Annotated in this window: 21 protein-coding genes; 14 read left to right on the top strand and 7 right to left on the bottom strand. The window is 47.6% G+C overall.

The window, feature by feature from the left end:
- Positions 1-2 precede the first annotated feature (2 nt).
- Genes mreD through VC159_RS00980 form a run of 3 tightly spaced genes read right to left on the bottom strand, consistent with a single transcriptional unit; the run spans position 3 to position 2,527 of the window.
- Positions 3-527 (bottom strand): rod shape-determining protein MreD, encoded by a 525-nt coding sequence (mreD, locus tag VC159_RS00970; protein ID WP_215321165.1) that lies wholly within the window; start codon positions 525-527, stop codon positions 3-5.
- Positions 524-1,459, bottom strand: a complete 936-nt coding sequence (gene mreC, locus VC159_RS00975; RefSeq protein WP_215358759.1) for a rod shape-determining protein MreC — start codon at positions 1,457-1,459, stop codon at positions 524-526. Before mreC ends, mreD begins: the two co-directional genes overlap by 4 nt.
- A gap of 24 nt (positions 1,460-1,483) precedes the next feature.
- The gene (locus VC159_RS00980) at positions 1,484-2,527 is read right to left on the bottom strand and encodes a rod shape-determining protein (protein ID WP_068319852.1); all 1,044 of its coding nucleotides are present in this window, start codon (positions 2,525-2,527) and stop codon (positions 1,484-1,486) included.
- Between the two features lie 59 nt (positions 2,528-2,586).
- On the opposite strand from VC159_RS00980, the gene gatC reads away from it, so the two are divergent.
- The 12 genes from gatC to VC159_RS01040 all read left to right on the top strand — a co-directional run bounded on the left by gatC (position 2,587) and on the right by VC159_RS01040 (position 13,925).
- Positions 2,587-2,880, top strand: a complete 294-nt coding sequence (gene gatC / locus VC159_RS00985; protein WP_216243125.1) for an Asp-tRNA(Asn)/Glu-tRNA(Gln) amidotransferase subunit GatC — start codon at positions 2,587-2,589, stop codon at positions 2,878-2,880.
- Positions 2,877-4,394: an Asp-tRNA(Asn)/Glu-tRNA(Gln) amidotransferase subunit GatA gene (gene gatA, locus VC159_RS00990; protein ID WP_323472416.1), complete on the top strand. Its 1,518-nt coding sequence runs from the start codon at positions 2,877-2,879 to the stop codon at positions 4,392-4,394. Before gatC ends, gatA begins: the two co-directional genes overlap by 4 nt.
- A complete protein-coding gene (gatB, locus tag VC159_RS00995) occupies positions 4,394-5,863 on the top strand; it encodes an Asp-tRNA(Asn)/Glu-tRNA(Gln) amidotransferase subunit GatB (RefSeq protein ID WP_323473545.1) in 1,470 nt (489 codons plus the stop codon). Before gatA ends, gatB begins: the two co-directional genes overlap by 1 nt.
- Before the next feature lie 27 nt (positions 5,864-5,890).
- Positions 5,891-6,565: a DUF484 family protein gene (locus VC159_RS01000; protein WP_215358756.1), complete on the top strand. Its 675-nt coding sequence runs from the start codon at positions 5,891-5,893 to the stop codon at positions 6,563-6,565.
- Complete coding sequence (locus tag VC159_RS01005; RefSeq protein ID WP_215358755.1) at positions 6,546-7,547, top strand: tyrosine recombinase XerC; 1,002 nt, start codon at positions 6,546-6,548, stop codon at positions 7,545-7,547. The genes VC159_RS01000 and VC159_RS01005 overlap by 20 nt, the downstream gene beginning before the upstream one ends.
- Before the next feature lie 69 nt (positions 7,548-7,616).
- Positions 7,617-8,687 carry a GTP-binding protein gene (locus tag VC159_RS01010; protein WP_323472417.1) on the top strand — a complete coding sequence of 357 codons (1,071 nt, stop codon included), beginning with the start codon at positions 7,617-7,619 and terminating at the stop codon, positions 8,685-8,687.
- Positions 8,688-8,909: 222 nt separating this feature from the next.
- The gene (gene dksA / locus VC159_RS01015) at positions 8,910-9,287 is read left to right on the top strand and encodes an RNA polymerase-binding protein DksA (RefSeq protein ID WP_072582887.1); all 378 of its coding nucleotides are present in this window, start codon (positions 8,910-8,912) and stop codon (positions 9,285-9,287) included.
- Between the two features lie 13 nt (positions 9,288-9,300).
- Positions 9,301-10,203, top strand: coding sequence for an acetylglutamate kinase (gene argB, locus VC159_RS01020; protein ID WP_215321158.1), 903 nt, complete (start codon positions 9,301-9,303; stop codon positions 10,201-10,203).
- Between the two features lie 10 nt (positions 10,204-10,213).
- Positions 10,214-10,864: a nucleoid occlusion factor SlmA gene (slmA, locus tag VC159_RS01025; protein WP_323472418.1), complete on the top strand. Its 651-nt coding sequence runs from the start codon at positions 10,214-10,216 to the stop codon at positions 10,862-10,864.
- Positions 10,861-12,000, top strand: a complete 1,140-nt coding sequence (metX, locus tag VC159_RS01030) for a homoserine O-succinyltransferase MetX (RefSeq protein ID WP_215358752.1) — start codon at positions 10,861-10,863, stop codon at positions 11,998-12,000. The genes slmA and metX overlap by 4 nt, the downstream gene beginning before the upstream one ends.
- Complete coding sequence (gene metW, locus VC159_RS01035; protein WP_215358751.1) at positions 11,997-12,590, top strand: methionine biosynthesis protein MetW; 594 nt, start codon at positions 11,997-11,999, stop codon at positions 12,588-12,590. The genes metX and metW overlap by 4 nt, the downstream gene beginning before the upstream one ends.
- Before the next feature lie 15 nt (positions 12,591-12,605).
- The gene (locus tag VC159_RS01040; RefSeq protein WP_251367732.1) at positions 12,606-13,925 is read left to right on the top strand and encodes an AmpG family muropeptide MFS transporter; all 1,320 of its coding nucleotides are present in this window, start codon (positions 12,606-12,608) and stop codon (positions 13,923-13,925) included.
- Positions 13,926-13,952: 27 nt separating this feature from the next.
- Here the strand turns inward: VC159_RS01040 and VC159_RS01045 are convergent, their stop codons facing one another.
- Positions 13,953-14,735, bottom strand: a complete 783-nt coding sequence (locus VC159_RS01045; protein WP_215358750.1) for an exodeoxyribonuclease III — start codon at positions 14,733-14,735, stop codon at positions 13,953-13,955.
- Between the two features lie 8 nt (positions 14,736-14,743).
- Here VC159_RS01045 and pyrE point away from each other — a divergent pair, with 8 nt between their 5' ends.
- Complete coding sequence (pyrE, locus tag VC159_RS01050) at positions 14,744-15,412, top strand: orotate phosphoribosyltransferase (protein WP_215358749.1); 669 nt, start codon at positions 14,744-14,746, stop codon at positions 15,410-15,412.
- A gap of 12 nt (positions 15,413-15,424) precedes the next feature.
- Here pyrE and dapF read toward each other — a convergent pair whose 3' ends face one another.
- From dapF to VC159_RS01065, 3 genes are read right to left on the bottom strand one after another with little or no spacing between them, the layout of a single operon-like run.
- Complete coding sequence (dapF, locus tag VC159_RS01055) at positions 15,425-16,279, bottom strand: diaminopimelate epimerase (RefSeq protein ID WP_215360475.1); 855 nt, start codon at positions 16,277-16,279, stop codon at positions 15,425-15,427.
- Between the two features lie 59 nt (positions 16,280-16,338).
- A complete protein-coding gene (locus VC159_RS01060) occupies positions 16,339-17,238 on the bottom strand; it encodes a lipid A biosynthesis acyltransferase (protein ID WP_215358748.1) in 900 nt (299 codons plus the stop codon).
- Between the two features lie 23 nt (positions 17,239-17,261).
- Positions 17,262-18,122 (bottom strand): lysophospholipid acyltransferase family protein, encoded by an 861-nt coding sequence (locus VC159_RS01065; protein ID WP_215358747.1) that lies wholly within the window; start codon positions 18,120-18,122, stop codon positions 17,262-17,264.
- Positions 18,123-18,325: 203 nt separating this feature from the next.
- On the opposite strand from VC159_RS01065, the gene metK reads away from it, so the two are divergent.
- The gene (gene metK / locus VC159_RS01070) at positions 18,326-19,492 is read left to right on the top strand and encodes a methionine adenosyltransferase (protein ID WP_072582616.1); all 1,167 of its coding nucleotides are present in this window, start codon (positions 18,326-18,328) and stop codon (positions 19,490-19,492) included.
- Positions 19,493-19,543: the final 51 nt, after the last annotated feature.

The raw sequence follows: 19,543 nt of genomic DNA on the forward strand, positions 1-19,543 counted from the left end.
TCTTAAAGGGGTCGATTGTGATCAACATCTATAGGGCGACGTTGGGGCGCAAGCAAGATGCGGGTAGCTAGTGGCCAAAGCATTGCTTCAATCAAAGCCTGGATCGCGCCTGTTAAAGCCCACCAATAGAGTTCACCGCTGAGTAGCCAGTGTGCCAACACAGGAAATAGCGATACCAATAAGAAAATAGGAAGTAGGTGCAATGCTTGTGAAAGAACGGTCAGGGCCACAATGCGCCTGTGCCATGAAATAGCAAGGTAGGCGACCAAAGAGTAACTAAAGGCGTGCAATCCTAATAAATCGGAATTATGTACATCGATCATCAAGCCCAAAATGAAGGCGGTGATGACGCTGACATAGCGATGTTGATGAATGTTCCAAAACACAATACACAGGATTAACCAATCTGGCACCCAACCGTAATTACCAATGGGCAATAGGTTTAATAGCAGTGCACAAAATAAGCTGAAATAAATGAAGACCGGATTTACCGGGCGCAGAATATAGCCGCTCTGGAAATCGATCATTGCATACCTCGCGCGCGAGTTTGGCGTCTGCCGGGTGTATTGCTTAGTGGTGCACCAGAAGTGGATTTGTTATTCACAGTAGCTGCTTTGGCATCGAGTTGCGGATCGTACAACAGTGCAAGCGCTTGACGATAGCGATTTACTGCCGCAACGGGAACACAAAAGACGTTAGAAGAGTTCTTATCGACATTGCGCTCAATCTTGCTAATCACTGCTACTGCAAACCCTGGAGGGTAAACGCCATCAATGCCCGAGGTCAGCAAAATATCGCCAACTTCCAAATCGCTGGCTACCGGGAGGTAGCGAAGCTCTAGTGGATTGCCGCGCCCTGCGCCAAATACGGCTGCACGAAGGCCATTGCGGGCCACTTGGACTGGAACCGCAAAATCACGGTCTTCCAACAGGGAAACCTCAGCAGAGCGCTCATAGAGACGGACCACTTGGCCCAAAATCCCGGAATCATTGGCAATCGGGTTTCCAAGCTTTAGGCCGTCATTACTGCCGCGATTGATTACGATGCGTTGTGAAATGGGATTGGGTGGGTTAAATAGAATTTCTACCGGCAATGTTTTGAATGGAACCTGTTTTTGCAAGGTCATAAGCTCGCGCAGGTTTTGGTTTTCCACCATCAAAAATTCAGATTGATTTGCCAGCAAAGAAAGCTCTGCTTGACGCACTTTCATTACTTGGTTTTCTTGATCAAGAGTCGATCTGGTTGTGAAATACTCAGACGTTGCTTCAAAGGCATTGCGCGGCGCCATCATGACATATTCAAGTGGACGCAAAATCCAATTGACGTTGTTGCGAATGGGGTCGAGTGCTTTGAAACGAAAATCGATCAGCATCAGAGCGATGCTGATCGACAGACAGACAATCAGTTTAAGTAAGGCCGGAATGCCCTGTCTGAAAAGTGGTGGAGCGCTATGTTGCAATTCCCTGGTCGACGTGTATGTCGCTTACTCGTGCGAGAACACTCCGCCTAACTTATCCATGCGCTCGAGTGCGATACCGCAACCACGAGCCACGCAAGTTAAGGGATCTTCTGCCACATGAATTGGCAAACCAGTTTCTTCGAGCAAGAGGCGATCGAGGTCGCGCAATAAGGCTCCGCCGCCAGTAAGCATCATGCCGCGTTCAGCAATATCGGATGCCAACTCAGGTGGAATCTGCTCGAGAGCTGCTTTTACCGCAGTCACGATTTGATTCAATGGATCAGTTAATGCTTCCAGAATTTCGTTGCTAGTAACAGTGAAGCTACGTGGAATACCTTCAGAAAGATTGCGACCTTTTACTTCCATCTCGCGCACTTCAGCGCCAGGGAAAGCTGAGCCAATCGTTTTCTTAATCAGTTCAGCAGTTTGTTCACCAATCAACATCCCGTAGTTACGACGAATGTAATTGGTAATCGCTTCATCAAACTTATCGCCACCAACACGAACAGAGCCTTTGTAAACCATGCCACCTAATGACATGACGCCAACTTCAGTTGTGCCGCCGCCGATGTCGACAACCATCGAACCCGCAGCTTCTGAGACAGGCAAGCCAGAACCAATTGCAGCTGCCATTGGTTCTTCAATGAGGAATACTTGTGATGCGCCAGCACCTAATGCGGATTCGCGAATCGCACGACGCTCAACTTGGGTAGATCCGCAAGGAACGCAAATGATGATGCGTGGACTTGGCTTTAATAATTTGCTTTCATGCACAAGCTTGATAAATTGCTTGAGCATTTGTTCGGTGATGGTGAAGTCGGCAATCACGCCGTCTTTCATTGGGCGAATGGCCTCAATATTCCCTGGAACACGACCCAGCATCGCTTTTGCCTCTTTGCCGACGGCCAAAATGGTCTTTTTGCCGTTTGGCCCACCTTCTTGGCGAATTGCCACAACAGAAGGTTCATCGAGGACAATACCCCGCTCACGCATATAAATTAAGGTGTTAGCGGTTCCTAGGTCGATGGCTAGGTCATTGGAAAAGTAGCTGCGGAAAAAACCAAACATGATGTAGTGGGAAAATAGAAAGTGTTAATGAAAATATATAGGAATGATACTCTCGTCCCATGAAACTTGATGATGTCCAGCGCATTGCGCACCTATCTAGGCTTGAGTTAAACCAGGCAGAAGCCGAGGCAGTTTTGCCTCAATTACAGGCCATTTTTTCCTTGGTTGAGGAAATGCAGGCCGTTGATACAAGTGGTCTTGAGCCTTTGGCTCACCCAATCCTCTTTTTGCGTGATTTGGCCCAACCCATGCGTGTTGACCAGGTTACCGAATCAGACCATCGTGCCGAAAACATGCAATCTTCCCCTGCTCAGCATGACGGCTATTTCTTGGTGCCAAAGGTGATCGAATGAGTTGGCACAACACCCCCATCGCTTTGATGTCAAAAGCACTGGCTGCAAAAGAGGTCTCCAGCACAGAGCTAACCCAGTACTTTTTAGACCGTATTGAAGCTGGAAAACAGTGGAATGCATATCTTGATGTGAGCGCTCACTTAAGCTTAGAACAATCAAATAAAGCAGACAAGCTCATTTCTTCAGGAAAAGCTGGTAAGTTGACGGGCATCCCTGTTGCCCACAAAGATGTCTTCGTAACCCGTGGCTGGAAGTCGACTGCTGCCTCCAAAATCTTGGCTGGGTATCAGAGTCCTTTTGATGCCACTGTGGTTGCCAATCTGGGAATTCCTGATGAAAACAATCCCCATGGCGCTGGAATGGTTTGTTTGGGTAAAACCAATATGGACGAGTTCGCGATGGGCTCGTCTAATGAGAACTCTGCCTATGGCCCTGTACTAAACCCATGGAATTCTGCCCACGTGGCTGGCGGTTCATCGGGCGGCTCGGCTGCAGCTGTAGCCGCTGGTTTGGCTCCGATCGCTACCGGTACAGATACTGGCGGCTCAATCCGTCAGCCAGCAGCTTTTTGTGGATTAACCGGTATTAAACCGAGTTATGGGCGCGTGTCGCGCTACGGCATGATTGCTTACGCTTCCTCGCTCGATCAAGCTGGGCCGATGGGCAAAACTGCAGAAGATTGCGCCTTGTTGCTGTCTGCAATGTCTTCGCATGATCCGCGTGACTCCACCTCCTTGGCTGATTCTGGTGAAGATTACGGTCGTTACCTCAATCAACATTGGAAAGAAGGTAATACCAATCCCGCAAAACCATTGGAAGGTTTGCGTGTTGGTTTGCCAAAAGAATTCTTTGCTGAAGGTTTGGCAAGCGATGTAGCGAAATCCGTTAATGAAGCAGCCAAGCTTTTAGAAAATTTAGGCGCTACATTGATTGATGTGAGTCTGCCAAAAACCAAACTCTCTATTCCGGTGTATTACGTTTTAGCGCCTGCAGAAGCATCGAGTAACTTGAGTCGCTTTGATGGTGTGCGTTATGGGTATCGTGCCAATGAGTATCGCGATCTCAATGATATGTATGCTAAGTCACGTACCGAAGGTTTTGGAGCTGAAGTAAAGCGCCGCATCATGATTGGTACCTATGTTCTTTGTCATGGTTACTATGATGCTTATTACCTGCAGGCACAAAAAATTCGTCGCATTATTGCTGCAGACTTTCAAGCTGCATTCAATCAATGTGACGTCATCCTGGGGCCTGTAGCCCCTGATGTAGCTTGGCGTTTGGGCGAGAAATCTAAAGATCCAGTGCAAATGTATCTAGAAGATATTTATACGCTTTCTACAAACTTGGCAGGTTTGCCGGCGATGAGTGTTCCTTGTGGATTTAATATAAACAACTTGCCAATTGGCATGCAGCTCATTGGTAATTATTTTTCTGAAGCGCGCTTGTTGCAAGTGGCCCATCAATATCAGCAAGCCAGCGATTGGCATTTGCGTCCAGCAAGTGAGGTGGCATGATGCAATGGGAAGTCGTCATTGGTCTAGAGACCCACGCTCAGCTACAAACTCAATCCAAGATTTTTAGCGGTGCAAGTACGCGCTTTGGCGCAGCCCCAAACACGCAAGCATGCGCAGTGGATTTAGCGCTACCTGGTGTTTTGCCCGTGCTTAATCGTCAGGCTGTTGAGCATGCCATTCGTTTTGGTTTGGCAGTGAATGCGAAGATTTCTCCAGCAAGTATTTTTGCTCGCAAAAACTATTTCTATCCTGATTTACCTAAGGGCTATCAAATCAGCCAGATGGATATCCCGGTTGTTGTTGGCGGTCATCTTGAGATCTTGGTCGGGGATGAAATTAAAGTAGTTGAATTGACGCGCGCCCACATGGAAGAGGATGCTGGTAAATCCGTCCATGAAGAGGGCTTTACAGGCCCTCATGGCGAACCTTCTAGCGGGATTGATCTGAACCGCGCAGGTACACCACTCCTCGAGATCGTGACAGAGCCAGTCATGCGCAGCGCTGCTGAAGCCGTTGCTTATGCCAAGGCTTTGCATGGCTTGGTGGTATGGCTTGGGGTTTGTGACGGCAATATGCAAGAAGGCTCTTTCCGTTGCGATGCGAACGTTTCGGTTCGCCCCAAAGGCCAGACTGAATTTGGTACTCGTTGCGAAATTAAAAACTTGAACTCCTTCCGCTTTTTGGAAGAGGCCATTCAGCACGAAGTGCGTCGTCAAATCGAATTGATTGAGGATGGCGGTACCGTTGTTCAAGAAACTCGACTTTACGATCCTGATCGGCAAGAAACCCGCAGTATGCGTAGTAAAGAAGATGCTAACGACTATCGCTACTTCCCCGATCCTGACTTATTGCCCGTTGTGATTGATGATGCATGGATTGCAGATGTCCGTAGCAAAATGCCTGCGCTACCAGCCCAATTACGCGAGCAGTGGCAAACCGAGTTTGGTTTAAGTGCTTACGATGCGCAGTTGCTCACGCAAGATCGTGATACCGCAAAAGTATTTGAAGAGCTATTAGTAATCGTAGGTAAGCCATTGGCAAAAGCCGCGGCCAATTTAATTGCTGGTGAATTTGCTTCCTCTTTAAATCGTGCAGGTATTGCTACTGCTGACGCGCCATTAAAAGCGGAGCATTTAGCGCCATTACTAACGCGTGTGGCTGATGGCACTATCTCCAACAAGATCGCTAAAGATATCTTTGCCATTCTTTGGGAAGAAGCGATTGCAGGTAAAGCTATCAGTACCGTTGATCAGGTGATTGACGCCAAAGGGCTGAAACAAATTAGTGATAGTGGAGCCATTGAGGCCATCATTGATCAGGTGTTAGCGGCTAACCAGAAATCGGTTGAAGAGTTCCGCTCGGGTAAAGAGAAGGCGTTTAACGCTCTCGTTGGCCAGATCATGAAAGCCTCGCAAGGCAAAGCAAACCCTGGTCAGGTCAATGAGCTCTTGCGTAAAAAACTTGGTTAACAAAAGAACATCATTAGAAAGAAATACATGAGCGCAATCGATCCAAAACAAGCCGAGCAAGAAGAATTGGTTGCAGAGTGGTTGCGTGTAACCCCAGGCTTCTTTGAGCGTTACGCTGATCTCTTTAATGAGATTCGGATTAAGCATCCACATGAGGATCGTGCGATCTCTTTGCAAGAGCGTCAGATGACGGTATTGCGTACACAAAATCAAGAGCTCAATCGTCGCTTAAGTGAGATGTTGCACTTTGGAAGTCGTAATGACAAAACCCAACAAAGTTTGGTTGCTTGGTTATTGCGTTTGATGAAGTCCAACAATAAGGCTGATGTGGAGGCGGCGATAACTTCGGGCTTAGCCGAAGTATTCGAAGTAGAGGCTGCACAATTACTGTCGCCTAACTCTGCTTTTGGCCCTTGGGTAGACACCCCGTTATGCGGCTCTGCTAAGGAGTTGGCGGCAGCCAGCGTAGATTTGTTAGCAAGCCAGACAAGCATTGATTCTGAATGGCAAAGCATGGTGGCCATTGGGTTGCCATTAGGCAAGAGTATTGGTGCCGCTCAATCGCCCGCAGTATTGCTGTTAGCCAGCAAGGATGAATCCCGCTTTACGGCGGATATGGGCGCTTTCTATTTGCGTCAAATTGCCGAATTAACTGCTGCAGCTTTGGATCGTATCCAGGCTTATGAAATTAAAGTCGACTGAACTACATCCTCTCATGCAAGAGTATTTGCATGAGTTACATGTGTTGCGTCAACTTTCGCCGCATACGCTTAAAGCGTACGGCATGGACCTGAGTGACCTGCAAAACTTTGCACTTGAAGACAATATTGAGTTGTTAAGAGTGAGTAACGGCCATGTACGTCGTTGGGCCGGCCGCTTACATTCCAAAGGTAAATCTTCAAGAAGTATTGCGAGAGCCCTTTCAGCATGGCGAGGATGGTATGACTGGCTTACTGAAAAAGATGCCAGGCGCGATGCCCGTGCCGGCAAGGTAACCAGCAATTTAATCGCCAATCCGGTTGACGACGTCAAGGCACCCAAACGTCTGAAGTCTCTACCCAAGGCCTTATCGGTCGAGCAGGCTCTTTCCTTGGTAAATCAAGCCGTCAAAGAGGCTGAAGAAAAAAAGGATTTGGAATCCATCCGCGATGCTGCCATTATTGATTTGCTATATTCCTCTGGCTTGCGCCTTTCAGAGCTCTTGGGGATTGATGTAATGCAAAGCAAAGATCGCCAACAGGAATCTGCTGGCTGGTTAGATTGGGATGCTGCTGAAGTAACAGTTTTAGGTAAGGGCGGCAAACGACGTTCAGTGCCTGTTGGTGTGCCTGCGATGAAATCACTTGCTGCGTGGCGAGAGCTGCGCGATGCTGGAACTTATCCAGAAGAATCCATCGCCTTGTTTTTGTCGGCAACAGGTAAGCGTTTATCGCCGCGTACGGTGCAAGCGAGATTGCGCACTTTAGCTATGCGTGCTGGTTTACCCACCCATGTGCACCCTCATATGATGCGCCATAGCTTTGCAAGCCACGTGCTGCAATCCTCACAGGATTTACGTGCAGTACAGGAGATGCTGGGGCATGCCAGCATTGCTAGTACCCAGATTTATACGTCTTTAGATTTTCAGCACCTAGCTCAGGCATACGATAAAGCGCATCCCCGCGCAAAGGCTGGCAAAGGCTGAGGAACTCGGTAAGATAGAAGGTTTCCCGCTTTGGGAACTGTTGGCTTTTAGATTTTGATTGGATCATCCATGGCATTAATTCCAGTAACGATTTTGACGGGCTTCTTGGGAAGCGGCAAAACCACTTTACTTAAACACATCTTGACTGAAGAGCACGGCAAAAAAATTGCCGTGATTGAGAATGAATTCGGCGAAGAGAATATTGATAACGATATCTTGGTGCAAGACAACCAAGAGAACATTGTGCAAATGAGTAATGGTTGTATTTGCTGCACCATTCGTGGTGATCTCGTGGATGCTTTAAATGAGCTTTGGGAGCAACGCAAAGATAAGAAGATTAGCTTTGATCGCGTTGTCATTGAAACCACGGGTGTTGCCAATCCTGGCCCCGTTGCCCAGACATTCTTTATGGATGATGATGTAGCGGACCATTATGTTTTGGATGCCGTGGTGACCCTGGTGGATGCCAAGCACGGTCAGCAACAACTCAATGAGCATGAAGAGGCTCAGCGCCAAGTTGGCTTTGCCGACCAAATCTTTATTACTAAGACCGATTTAGTGACGCCTGCCGAAGTAGATGCCTTACGTAATCGCTTAATGCATATGAATCCAAGAGCGCCTATTGCAGGCATTTCTAAGGGCGTGGTGCCTTTAAATGCTGTCTTAGACCTCAAGGGCTTCAATCTCAATGCCAAGCTGGATATCGACCCCCATTTCTTGGAGCAGGATGATCACGACCATGAGCATTGTGGGCACGATCATGGACACGACCATGACCACGATCACAGTACCTGTGGCCACGACCATAGTCATGACCATCAGCATCATGACCATGCAGGACACACAGATCGCATCCAATCCTTTGTTTTTCGTAGTGATAAACCCTTTAATCACAAAAAGTTGGAAGACTTCCTGGGAGGCATTTTGGAGGTCTTTGGAGAGAAGATGTTGCGCTATAAAGGCGTACTCTATGTGAAGGGAAGTAGTCGAAAAGTGGTGTTCCAGGGCGTTCACCAGATGATGGGCAGTGATTTAGCCGGTCCGTGGGGCGCAGAACCCAAGCAAACCCGGATGGTCTTCATAGGCATCGATTTGCCCAAGGACACCCTATTGGCTGGGCTTGAGGGCTGTTTGGCCTAGCAAGATTCGGGTACAATCCGCCGCCACGGCCGATATTGATGAATATTAATAAAAGGGCCGTAAAAGTTTGGCAGAATGAGGCAATAATGCTTTAAACCAGGAAAGAATGAGATGACGGTAAAAACAGCAACAAAACCAGCGACTGCTACAAAAGCTAGCAGTAAAGCTGCGAGCGCTAAGGTTGCAAAAGGTGCTCCATTAACTGAGGCGGAATTGCTCAAGATGTCCGACAAGGACTACATGAGTGCTGCGCAGTTAGATTTTTTCCGTCAAAAACTGCTCACTCTAAAAAACGACATTTTGAAGAATGCCTCCGAGACAACAGAGCATCTGCGTGAAAATATTTTGGTTCCTGATCCTGCCGATCGTGCAACGATCGAAGAGGAGCATGCATTGGAATTGCGCACGCGTGATCGTGAGCGCAAGCTGCTCAAAAAAGTAGAGCAAGCATTGGCGCGCATTGAGTCTGGCGACTATGGATGGTGCGAAGAAACTGGTGAGCCAATCGGCTTGAACCGTTTAATTGCAAGGCCTACAGCCAATCTATCTCTTGAGGCTCAAGAGCGTCGTGAACTCCGTCAAAAATTATTTGGCGAATAAATTTTAAGTAGCGATGACTAAGCATTTACCAACTATTAGTGATATCTCTCCTTTATTAAAGGCGGAGATTCTTGCTGAAGCGCTGCCTTACATTCGTGCTTATCACGGCAAGACTATTGTGATTAAGTACGGCGGAAACGCGATGGTGGAAGAGCGCCTAAAAGAAAGTTTTGCGCGCGACGTCATCTTGTTAAAACTGGTCGGCATGAACCCAGTGGTGGTACATGGCGGAGGCCCACAAATTGATGAGGCCTTAAAGAAGATTGGTAAGACCGGTACTTTTATTCAAGGTATGCGCGTAACTGATGAAGAAACCATGGAAGTAGTGGAATGGGTTCTAGGTGGCGAGGTTCAGCAGGACATTGTGATGTTGATCAACCACTTTGGCGGCCAGGCTGTTGGCTTAACTGGTAAAGACGGTGGATTGATTCATGCTAAGAAAATGAAGATTCCTAGCGATACAGAGCCGGGCAAGATGGTTGATATCGGTTTTGTTGGTGAGATCGAGGCAATTAATCCTGCGGTGGTCAAAGCTCTGCAAGATGACGCGTTTATTCCGGTGATTTCTCCTATCGGCTTTAGTGCAGAAGGTCAGGCTTACAACATTAACGCTGACTTGGTGGCTGGCAAGATGGCCGAAATTCTTCATGCAGAGAAGTTGGTCATGATGACTAACATTCCGGGCGTGATGGATAAAGACGGTAAGTTGCTGACAGATTTAACTGCGCGAGAAATTGATGCACTCTTTGCTGATGGCACTATTTCTGGCGGCATGTTGCCGAAGATTTCTTCTGCATTGGATGCGGCTAAGAGCGGCGTGAATTCAGTGCACATCATTGATGGCCGCATTGAGCATTCTTTATTGTTAGAAATTCTGACCGAGCAAGCGTTCGGTACGATGATCCGCTCTAGATAAGTAGATAAACATGCGCGAGTCCTTAGAGCCAGCAAACATCAACGACAGCAACGCTGATGCTGGTGTAGCTCGTAAGCGCCCTCGCCCAGGCGAACGCCGCTTACAGATTCTGCAAGTGCTTGCTGAGATGTTACAAAACCCGAAGGGTGAGCGTGTCACTACGGCGGCTTTAGCAGCCAAGATTGAAGTATCAGAAGCGGCTCTATATCGTCACTTCGCCAGCAAGGCGCAAATGTTCGAGGGCCTAATTTCTTTTATTGAGCAAACCGTCTTTGGGCTGATTAATCAAATTAATCAAAAAGAAGAGTCTGGTCTTGCTCAGGCGCGCGGTATCTTGCAAATGCTTTTATTCTTTGCCGAAAAGAATCCTGGCATGACTCGTGTTTTATTGGGTGATGCTTTATTGCAAGAAGATGATCGTCTTCAAGAGCGCATTACTCAAGTGCTCGATCGTGTCGAGGCATCTCTTAAGCAAGCTCTGCGTATTGCCCAAACCCAAGGTGGTAATTGGGCGCAGCTGGGTCAGGAAGAGGTCAGCATCCGTGCGGCCATGTTGATGAGTTTTATTTTGGGTCGTTGGCATCGCTTTGCCCGTAGCGGATTTAAGAAACTGCCAACTGAAGCCTCTGATGTTAGTCTGCGCCTTCTCCTGTCAGAATGAGCGAGCTACACCTCTCTAGAAATACTATTCATTTTGCCGAGCCCCTGCCTTTGCAGAGTGGCGCCATCTTGTCTGGCTATGATTTAGTGATTGAAACTTATGGCAAGCTCAATGCCGATAAAAGTAATGCCGTTCTTGTTTGCCATGCACTCAATGCATCTCATCACGTAGCTGGCCCAAGTCCAGAAGATCCAAAAGATATTGGTTGGTGGGACAACATGATTGGCCCGGGGAAGCCGGTAGACACCAATCACTTTTTTGTTATAGGCGTAAATAATTTAGGCTCTTGTTTTGGTTCAACTGGACCTATGAGCATTAATCCAGCAAATGGCAAGCCATATGGCGCTGATTTTCCAGTCGTTACAGTTGAAGATTGGGTGAATACTCAGGCCCGCTTGGCGGATAAATTGGGTATTCGGAAGTTTGCTGCCGTAATGGGTGGAAGCTTGGGCGGCATGCAGGCTATGGCTTGGGCCATTCAGTTTCCCAAGCGGATAGACCATTGCGTTGTTGTGGCATCCACCCCAAGGCTGAGCGCACAAAACATTGCTTTTAATGAAGTAGCACGTAATGCCATTCTGTCTGACCCTGATTTTCATGGGGGCAATTATTACGAGCATGGCGTAGTTCCTAAGCGCGGCTTGCGTTTAGCCCGCATGGTTGGCCACATCACGTATTTATCTGACGATGACATGGCAGAAAAATTTGGACGAGAATTGCAGCGCCCCAATGGCGAGTCCAATGAATACCGTTTTAGCTTTGATGTTGAGTTTGAGGTTGAAAGTTATTTGCGTCATCAAGGAGATAAGTTTTCAACCTACTTTGATGCCAATACCTATTTACTGATTACACGTGCACTAGATTATTTTGATCCTGCGCGTCGTTACGATGGCAGTCTGAATCGCGCCCTAGCGGAAGTACAAGCTAAGTTTTTGGTTGTCAGCTTTTCAACTGACTGGCGCTTCCCGCCTAATCGCAGTCGCGAGATTGTGCAATCGTTGCTGAGCAATAAGAGTGAAGTGACATATGCAGAGATTGATGCGCCACATGGACATGATGCTTTCCTGCTAGATGATGAGCGTTATCACAATCTCGTTAGGGCTTACTTTAAGCAAATGCGCGAGGTTCAGGCATGAGTAATTTCAATAAGCGTACCGACTTTGCTGCCATAGCCAATTGGATTGCACCAAACACTCAAGTGCTCGACCTCGGTTGTGGCGATGGTAGTTTCTTAGAGTTTTTGCAGAAACAAAAACCGGTTCACGCTTATGGCGTTGAGATTGATGATTCACGGGTGCTCTCTTGCGTACAAAAGGGCTTAAATGTCATTCAGCAAGATTTAGAGGGCGGCTTAGCACTCTTTGAAGACAGCAGTTTTGACACGGTTGTGCTGTCACAAACTCTGCAAACCATTCATCAAACTGAAAAGATTTTGCGTGAGGTAGTTCGCGTCGGCAAAGAGTCGGTAATCTCTTTTCCAAACTTCGGTCATTGGTCTCATCGATTGGCTGTTGGTCTGGGCCGCATGCCGGTTTCTAAGAGCTTGCCTTACCAGTGGTACAACACGCCTAACGTGCGCGTGCTTACGGTTGCTGACTTTGAGAAGTTGGCCTCAAGTCTTGGCCTGAAGGTTCTTGATCAATGTATCTTGCATGAAGGCCGTCAGGTTACCTTGATGCCAAATTTATTTGGTAGCCTCGCTTTATTCCGCATTCGTCGTGCCTAGGATAAAAATTCAAAGGTGTTAACTGCAGTCCAATCTTGGTTAAAAGACTTTCGGGTTTATCTCGAATGGCCTTGTTTGCGTATGCTATTTCTGGGCTTTTCCGCAGGCCTCCCTCTATTGCTTATTCTGGGAACACTCAGCTTTTGGTTGCGTGAAGCCGGAATTGATCGCAGCACCATTGGTTATTTAACCTGGGTTGGTTTGATCTATGCCTTTAAATGGGTTTGGGCGCCTCTCGTGGATCGCCTACAAATCCCGCTCTTAACTAAATTGTTTGGACGCCGCCGCAGCTGGTTACTCTTTGCCCAAGCACTCATCATTTTGGGTCTGGTCGGTATGTCGACTTTAGATCCCAAGCTGGCGCTCAATTCCATTGTTTGGTGTGCGTTATTGGTGGCATTTGGATCTGCCACTCAAGATATCGCATTAGATGCTTTTCGTATTGAGTCAGCCAATAGTGACCATCAAGCAGCTCTTGCTGCTACATATCAAACTGGATATCGTCTTGCCCTAATTTGGGCTGGCGCAGGCGTGCTTTGGCTTGCTGCTCGGGCTGAAATAGGCAGTGGCTATGACGCCAGTGCATGGCAATTTGCCTATCTTTGCATGGCAGCTTCTATCGGGGTGGGCGTGATCACTACTCTTTTAAGTAAAGAGCCAGCAAGATACGAATTGGCTAAAGTACGAACTGCTAAAGCCTGGCTATATCAAACCCTGGTTGAGCCATTTGCAGAATTTATTACACGCTATCGCTGGCATGCTATTTTGATCTTGTCATTAATTGCCATCTACCGTATTAGTGATGTCGTGATGGGCATCATGGCTAATCCGTTTTATGTTGATATGGGCTACACCAAGGATGAGGTTGCCGCTGTAAGCAAAGTGTTTGGGGTTGTGATGACTTTGGTTGGCGCCTTTGTCGGTGGGGTACTCACACTTCGTTTTGGCGTGTTGCGAATTCTGTTTGTAGGTGCCATTCTTTCGGCTGTCAGTAACTTGCTATTTGCTTGGCTAGCTACACAAGGTCATGACCTGCATGGTTTGATTTGGGTGATCTCCGCAGATAATCTCAGTTCTGGTATTGCCAGCGCCGCCTTTATTGCTTTCTTATCCTCGCTGACCAATATCCGTTACTCAGCTACCCAGTACGCTTTGTTTAGCTCGATGATGCTCCTCTTGCCTAAATGGTTGGCGGGCTTCTCGGGGGTGTTTGTCGACAACTTCGGATATCCAGCATTCTTCTACGGAACTGCCATCATTGGCGCCCCAGTCCTACTTCTCATTTGGGCAACGATGCATTTCAACATTGTTCAGATCAAAAAAGAAGGTGAGTAGGGGGGGGTAAGCTCCCCTCGCTACTGATTAAATCTTCCAGTCGTAATCCACTGTAAGTGGCGCGTGATCTGAAAATTTCTCTTCTTTGTACACAGCAGTTTTCTTAGCTGTAGCGGCAATGCCGGGAGTGGTGATGTGATAGTCAATACGCCAGCCAACATTCTTTGCGTAAGCTTGGCCGCGATTGCTCCACCAGGTGTAACAAGTTTCTGTTGCCTCTGGTTCAAGGTGTCGATAGACATCGACGTAACCTATTTTGCTAAAGAGGTTGGTAAGCCACGCGCGCTCTTCCGGTAAGAAGCCTGAATTTTTAAGATTCCCTTTCCAGTTCTTTAGGTCAATTTCTTGATGGGCAATGTTGACGTCGCCGCATAGGACGATTTCACGCCCAGAATTTTTGAGAGAAACGAGATGCGGCAGAAAGCTATCGAGATAGCGGTATTTAGCCTCTTGGCGCTCAGGAGAGCTCGAGCCGGAGGGCATGTAGACAGAAATAACAGAAAGCCCTTTAAAGCGCACCTCGACATAGCGCCCCTCAGCATCAAACTCTTCATTGCCATAGCCGTATAAGACTTCGTCTGGTTTGTGGGGCGTATAAATGCCGCAACCGCTGTAACCCTTTTTCTCGGCATGATGGAAAAAGCCATGCATGCCGTCTGGATTGAGAATGGCATCCTCTAGATCATCGCGCTGAGCCTTGAGCTCCTGCATACAAATGAAGTCAGCTTTTTGCTTCACAGCCCATGGCAGAAAGCCTTTTTTGACTGCGGAACGGATACCGTTGAGGTTCGCGGAAATGATGCGTAACATGTAGGCCTATGAGCTCAAATAATTCAAATCAAGATAACTTTATTCGTTTTGCCTTGGAGGCAAAGGTTTTGTCCTTCGGGGAGTTTAAAACCAAAGCGGGAAGACTCTCACCTTATTTCTTTAATGCTGGTGAATTTAATGATGGAGCTCGTCTAAGCGCTTTGGGTCGTTATTACGCCAAAGCCTTGCAAGAATCGGGCATTCAGTTCGATATGCTTTATGGACCTGCATATAAGGGAATCACACTTGCAGCGGCAACAGCCATTGCGCTGGCAGATGATGGCATTAACGTTCCATATGCTTACAACCGCAAGGAAGCTAAGGATCATGGTGAGGGTGGCATGCTGGTTGGTGCACCAGTAAAAGGCAGGGTTGTCATCATTGATGATGTGATTTCTGCTGGCACCTCAGTTAGGGAGTCGGTAGATCTCATTCGTAAAGCTGGTGCAGAGCCAGCGGCAGTGTTAATTGCTTTAGATCGAATGGAGCGTTCAGGCAATGCTGTTGAGATTGGGGATAAGTCTGCAGTGCAAGCCGTAGAGCAAGAGTTTGGTTTGCCAGTTGTTACGATTGCTAACTTAGCCGGCTTAATGTCTTTCCTAACTACTTCTAGTGATGCTCAGCTCACTCATTACTTGCCCGCTGTTAAAGCCTACCGCGATAAATATGGAATCTAAGGGCAGTCGCTTTTAGATTGTTGTTTCGCCTTCAAAGACAGTAACTGCTGGGCCGGTCATGATAACTGGCTGAGCAACGTTATTAATAGTTCCACCCCAAGCAATCTGCAAATCTCCACCGCGGGTATGCACTTTTACAGGCGAGTCTAGCAAGCCTCTGCGAATCCCTGAAACCACTGCTGCGCAAGCACCAGTACCACAGGCTAGCGTTTCTCCAGCACCGCGTTCAAAGACACGCAATTTGATTTCATTGCGATTGATTGCTTGCATGTAACCCACGTTTACTTTTTTCGGAAACGCGGCAAACTTTTCAATTTCCGGTCCTTCTTCTAATACGGGTGCGCTATCAACATCACCAACTACTTGCACGGCATGTGGATTGCCCATAGACAGGACGCCAACCAAACTATCGTGAGTCGCGGGGTAATTCAAAGGGAGCGCATAGAGAGCCTCTTGAAACTCTTGAACGCTTGCTAAGCCATTCGCATTAAATGGAATATGGCTATGTTCAAAAATTGGTGCACCCATATCCACCTCCACCTGGCCATCCGGATGGGACTTGAGGGTCAGAACAGTGTGCGCCACTTCCACGCGCAAAGGGTTCTTATTGGATAGGCCCTGATCTAATACAAAGCGCACAAAGCAGCGCGACCCATTACCGCATTGCTCAACTTCACCGCCATCTGAATTAAAAATGCGGTATCTAAAATCAGCATCAGGGCGTGTGGCTTTTTCAACTAGGAGAATTTGATCGGCACCAATGCCAAATTGACGATGGGCTAAGGCTTGCCATTGATCTTTGGTAATGTCACTCAAGTCTTGGTCGATACCGTTGAGCACAATGAAGTCATTGCCAGCACCATGCATTTTGGTGAAGCGTAGCTTGCGTACTGGATTGTTGGTATTGGTACTCAAAATATTTCCGTTTAATCGTAAAGACTGGGTTCGCCTTCAGGCCTGTGTTTAAAACGCTTATGAACCCAATAGTACTCTGCTGGTCTTTCTCGAACAAGTTCCTCGATATATTGATTTAGGCGAGCAGTATCTTTTTCAACATCATCACTAGGAAAGTTTGGCAATGGCTCGCTAATATGGCAGGTATAGCCCTTGCGGTCTTTGTTTAAGGTAGTTGTCATTAAACATACTTCAGCGCCACTGAGTCTTGCCAGGCGCGAGACTGAGGTAATGGTGTTGGTCTGGATACCAAAGAAGGGTACAAAGACGGAGTCACGTGGGCCCAAGTCAATATCGGGGGCAATGAAAATAAAGTTACCGGTTTGAATTTCTCTTATGAGATCTCGCAGGCGGCTTTGTCTTTCGATGGACTTGCCGCCAAAACGATTCCTCCACTCAATCATTTTTTGATTGAAGAAAGGATTCTTCATATTTTGATAAAGCCCTGCGCCACGGGGCCAGTCATATTCATTAGCTAATACTGACAGTGCCATAAAGCCGCCTTCAAGCCCAACAAAGTGTGGATTAATCAGTAGGCGCGGCTTGCGATCTCCCAAGGTAATCGCTGATTTGATGGTGACGATGTCGGTAATTTGTTTGCCACTGCCAAGCCAGATGCGACTTCTCTCTAATACGCTGCGGCCAAATAATTTCCAATGCTCAATCGCCAGGTCATCAAGTTCTTTTTCGCTGAGGCTGGGAAAACACAAACGTAAATTAGTCTTTACTACATGGGTCCGGCTGTTTGGAATATGGGCGGCAAGCCAGCCCAGACCATAGCCCACGTGGACGGTAATCGTATAAGGCAGGAAGGCAAAGAGACGCAAAAGACTGAGCGCCAAGAAATTGAAGAGGTTTTGTAACCAGGTCATTTCAAAAATGATAACGAATTTATTTAATTGCTTGGGGGCAATTCTGCACCGGCAGGATGCTTATAGCGGTTGTATGACCAAATAAATTGTTCTGGTGCGACCAGCACTGCATTTTCAATTGCAACGTTGAGTTCTGCGGCGGCAAGATTGGCATCTTCAGATAAAGGCGCAAGACGAGTAGCCTGCATGAGCCATCCTTGGCCAATACCTTTGCGCTTAGCGGTAAACATGACTACTGGCGTGTTATTCCGATTGGCAAGGCGCGCTGGTAATGGCGTTGTGTATGCAGGACGCCCAAAGAATGGAACCCAAACGCCTTCGCCACCACTGGGCACTTGATCTGGAAGAATGCCAATCGCCTCACCTCGAGTGAGTGCTCTAGTCATTTGGCGCACGCCATTGAGGTTGGTCGGCACGAAATGCATATTTGGATAGGCGCGGCCTTCTTCTACCACTTCATTGAGCCATTCTTGGCGTGATGGTCTGTAGAGAATGGTTGCTGGAAAATGCTGTGCGAGAACGCGTGGAATGATCTCAAAACCACCGAGGTGAGGGGTCAGCATCACTAAGCCGTGCCCTTCGCCAATCGCTGCTGCAACTACATCCCAGTTTTGCACTTCAACTAATTTCAGTGCTCTTGCAGGGTTGCGCCAAATCCATAAGCTGTCTGAAAACAGCATTCCAGAGGCTCTTACTGCATCCCAAAGCTTGAATGGCAGGCTCCGTGCGTCAACTACCGCTTTGTATTGGGGCCTAAAGAGTGAGCGGTATTGCTTGGACCCTACGTAGGCAAGCATGCCTAAAAAGGCTCCAATCGCCTGTACAAGCGCAAGGGGAAGGACGGCAATCGTATTAAGGCAGAGCTTAAGAAGGAGTTTTCGCACCCCCTAATGATATTCAATGCCGCTCTGAGTGTGTGGATTTCAGCATGCCTTGCTGAATTAGGCATTTTTCGGATAGAATCCACCCATCGCTGAGTTAAGGCAACTTGCAGGGCGATTCATAAATTCTGCTAAAGCGTCGCCGTTGTAGTTCCTGGCACGTCGAGTTGTCCCAATGATCGTGTTAATTATTAAAGGAATATGCAATGGCAAATGATTACTTCTTTACCTCAGAATCCGTTTCTGAAGGTCACCCCGATAAAGTAGCAGACCAAATCTCTGATTCGATTCTCGACGCCATCTTGGCTCAAGATCCAACAGCACGCGTTGCTGCAGAAACTTTGTGCAACACCGGCTTAGTTGTTTTGGCTGGTGAAATTACTACTAACGCCAACGTTGACTACATCCAAGTTGCGCGTAATACCTTGCGTGAAATTGGTTACGACAACACTGACTACGGTATCGACTACAAAGGTTGTGCAGTATTGGTTGCTTACGACAAGCAAAGTCCTGATATCGCTCAAGGTGTTGATAAAGCCCATGATGACGGCTTAGATCAAGGTGCTGGCGACCAAGGCCTCATGTTTGGTTACGCTTGTGATGAAACTGCAGAGCTCATGCCTTTGCCAATTCACTTGTCACATCGCTTGGTTGAGCGTCAATCACAGTTGCGTCGCGATGGTCGTTTGAACTGGTTGCGTCCTGATGCGAAGTCACAAGTGACATTGCGTTATGTGGATGGCAAGCCTGATTCTATTGATACTGTTGTGTTGTCTACTCAACACGATGAAGAAATTTCTCTCGAAAAATTACGTGAAGCAGTCATCGAAGAAATCATCAAACCAGTATTGCCTAAGCATTTGATCAAAGGCGCTATTAATTTCTTGGTAAACCCAACTGGACGTTTTGTTATCGGCGGCCCACAGGGCGATTGTGGTTTAACTGGTCGCAAAATTATTGTGGACACCTACGGTGGTGCAGCTCCTCACGGCGGCGGCGCTTTCTCTGGTAAAGATCCATCTAAGGTTGACCGTTCTGCTGCATACGCTGGACGTTATGTTGCGAAGAACGTGGTTGCTGCTGGTTTGGCAAGCAAGTGCTTGATTCAGATCTCCTATGCGATTGGTGTTGCTAAACCAACCTCAGTCATGGTGAGCACTTTTGGTACTGGCAAGATTTCGGACGAGAAGATTGCTCAATTGGTTTCTGAGCACTTTGACTTGCGTCCAAAGGGTATCGTGAAGATGTTGAATCTCTTGCGCCCAATTTACAAGAAGACAGCTGCTTATGGCCACTTTGGTCGTGAAGAGCCAGAATTTACTTGGGAGCAAACAGATAAAGCGGCAGCATTACGTGCTGCAGCAGGTCTGTAAGCAGGAAATACGCAGTTTGTAGATGTATTGAGGCGAAATATGCCGTAATTG

It is taken from the genome of Polynucleobacter sp. JS-JIR-II-c23 (genome assembly GCF_035011225.1).
In the GTDB taxonomy this organism is placed as follows: Bacteria; Pseudomonadota; Gammaproteobacteria; order Burkholderiales; family Burkholderiaceae; genus Polynucleobacter.

Bases quoted from the DNA above. Each gene is read 5' to 3' on its own strand.
- mreD (WP_215321165.1), bottom strand. From the start codon at position 527: ATGATCGATTTCCAGAGCGGCTATATTCTGCGCCCGGTAAATCCGGTC.
- VC159_RS00980 (WP_068319852.1), bottom strand. From the start codon at position 2,527: ATGTTTGGTTTTTTCCGCAGCTACTTTTCCAATGACCTAGCCATCGAC.
- gatC (WP_216243125.1), top strand. From the start codon at position 2,587: ATGAAACTTGATGATGTCCAGCGCATTGCGCACCTATCTAGGCTTGAG.
- gatA (WP_323472416.1), top strand. From the start codon at position 2,877: ATGAGTTGGCACAACACCCCCATCGCTTTGATGTCAAAAGCACTGGCT.
- gatB (WP_323473545.1), top strand. From the start codon at position 4,394: ATGCAATGGGAAGTCGTCATTGGTCTAGAGACCCACGCTCAGCTACAA.
- VC159_RS01000 (WP_215358756.1), top strand. From the start codon at position 5,891: ATGAGCGCAATCGATCCAAAACAAGCCGAGCAAGAAGAATTGGTTGCA.
- VC159_RS01005 (WP_215358755.1), top strand. From the start codon at position 6,546: ATGAAATTAAAGTCGACTGAACTACATCCTCTCATGCAAGAGTATTTG.
- VC159_RS01010 (WP_323472417.1), top strand. From the start codon at position 7,617: ATGGCATTAATTCCAGTAACGATTTTGACGGGCTTCTTGGGAAGCGGC.
- dksA (WP_072582887.1), top strand. From the start codon at position 8,910: ATGTCCGACAAGGACTACATGAGTGCTGCGCAGTTAGATTTTTTCCGT.
- argB (WP_215321158.1), top strand. From the start codon at position 9,301: ATGACTAAGCATTTACCAACTATTAGTGATATCTCTCCTTTATTAAAG.
- slmA (WP_323472418.1), top strand. From the start codon at position 10,214: ATGCGCGAGTCCTTAGAGCCAGCAAACATCAACGACAGCAACGCTGAT.
- metX (WP_215358752.1), top strand. From the start codon at position 10,861: ATGAGCGAGCTACACCTCTCTAGAAATACTATTCATTTTGCCGAGCCC.
- metW (WP_215358751.1), top strand. From the start codon at position 11,997: ATGAGTAATTTCAATAAGCGTACCGACTTTGCTGCCATAGCCAATTGG.
- VC159_RS01045 (WP_215358750.1), bottom strand. From the start codon at position 14,735: ATGTTACGCATCATTTCCGCGAACCTCAACGGTATCCGTTCCGCAGTC.
- pyrE (WP_215358749.1), top strand. From the start codon at position 14,744: ATGAGCTCAAATAATTCAAATCAAGATAACTTTATTCGTTTTGCCTTG.
- dapF (WP_215360475.1), bottom strand. From the start codon at position 16,279: ATGCATGGTGCTGGCAATGACTTCATTGTGCTCAACGGTATCGACCAA.
- VC159_RS01060 (WP_215358748.1), bottom strand. From the start codon at position 17,238: ATGACCTGGTTACAAAACCTCTTCAATTTCTTGGCGCTCAGTCTTTTG.
- metK (WP_072582616.1), top strand. From the start codon at position 18,326: ATGGCAAATGATTACTTCTTTACCTCAGAATCCGTTTCTGAAGGTCAC.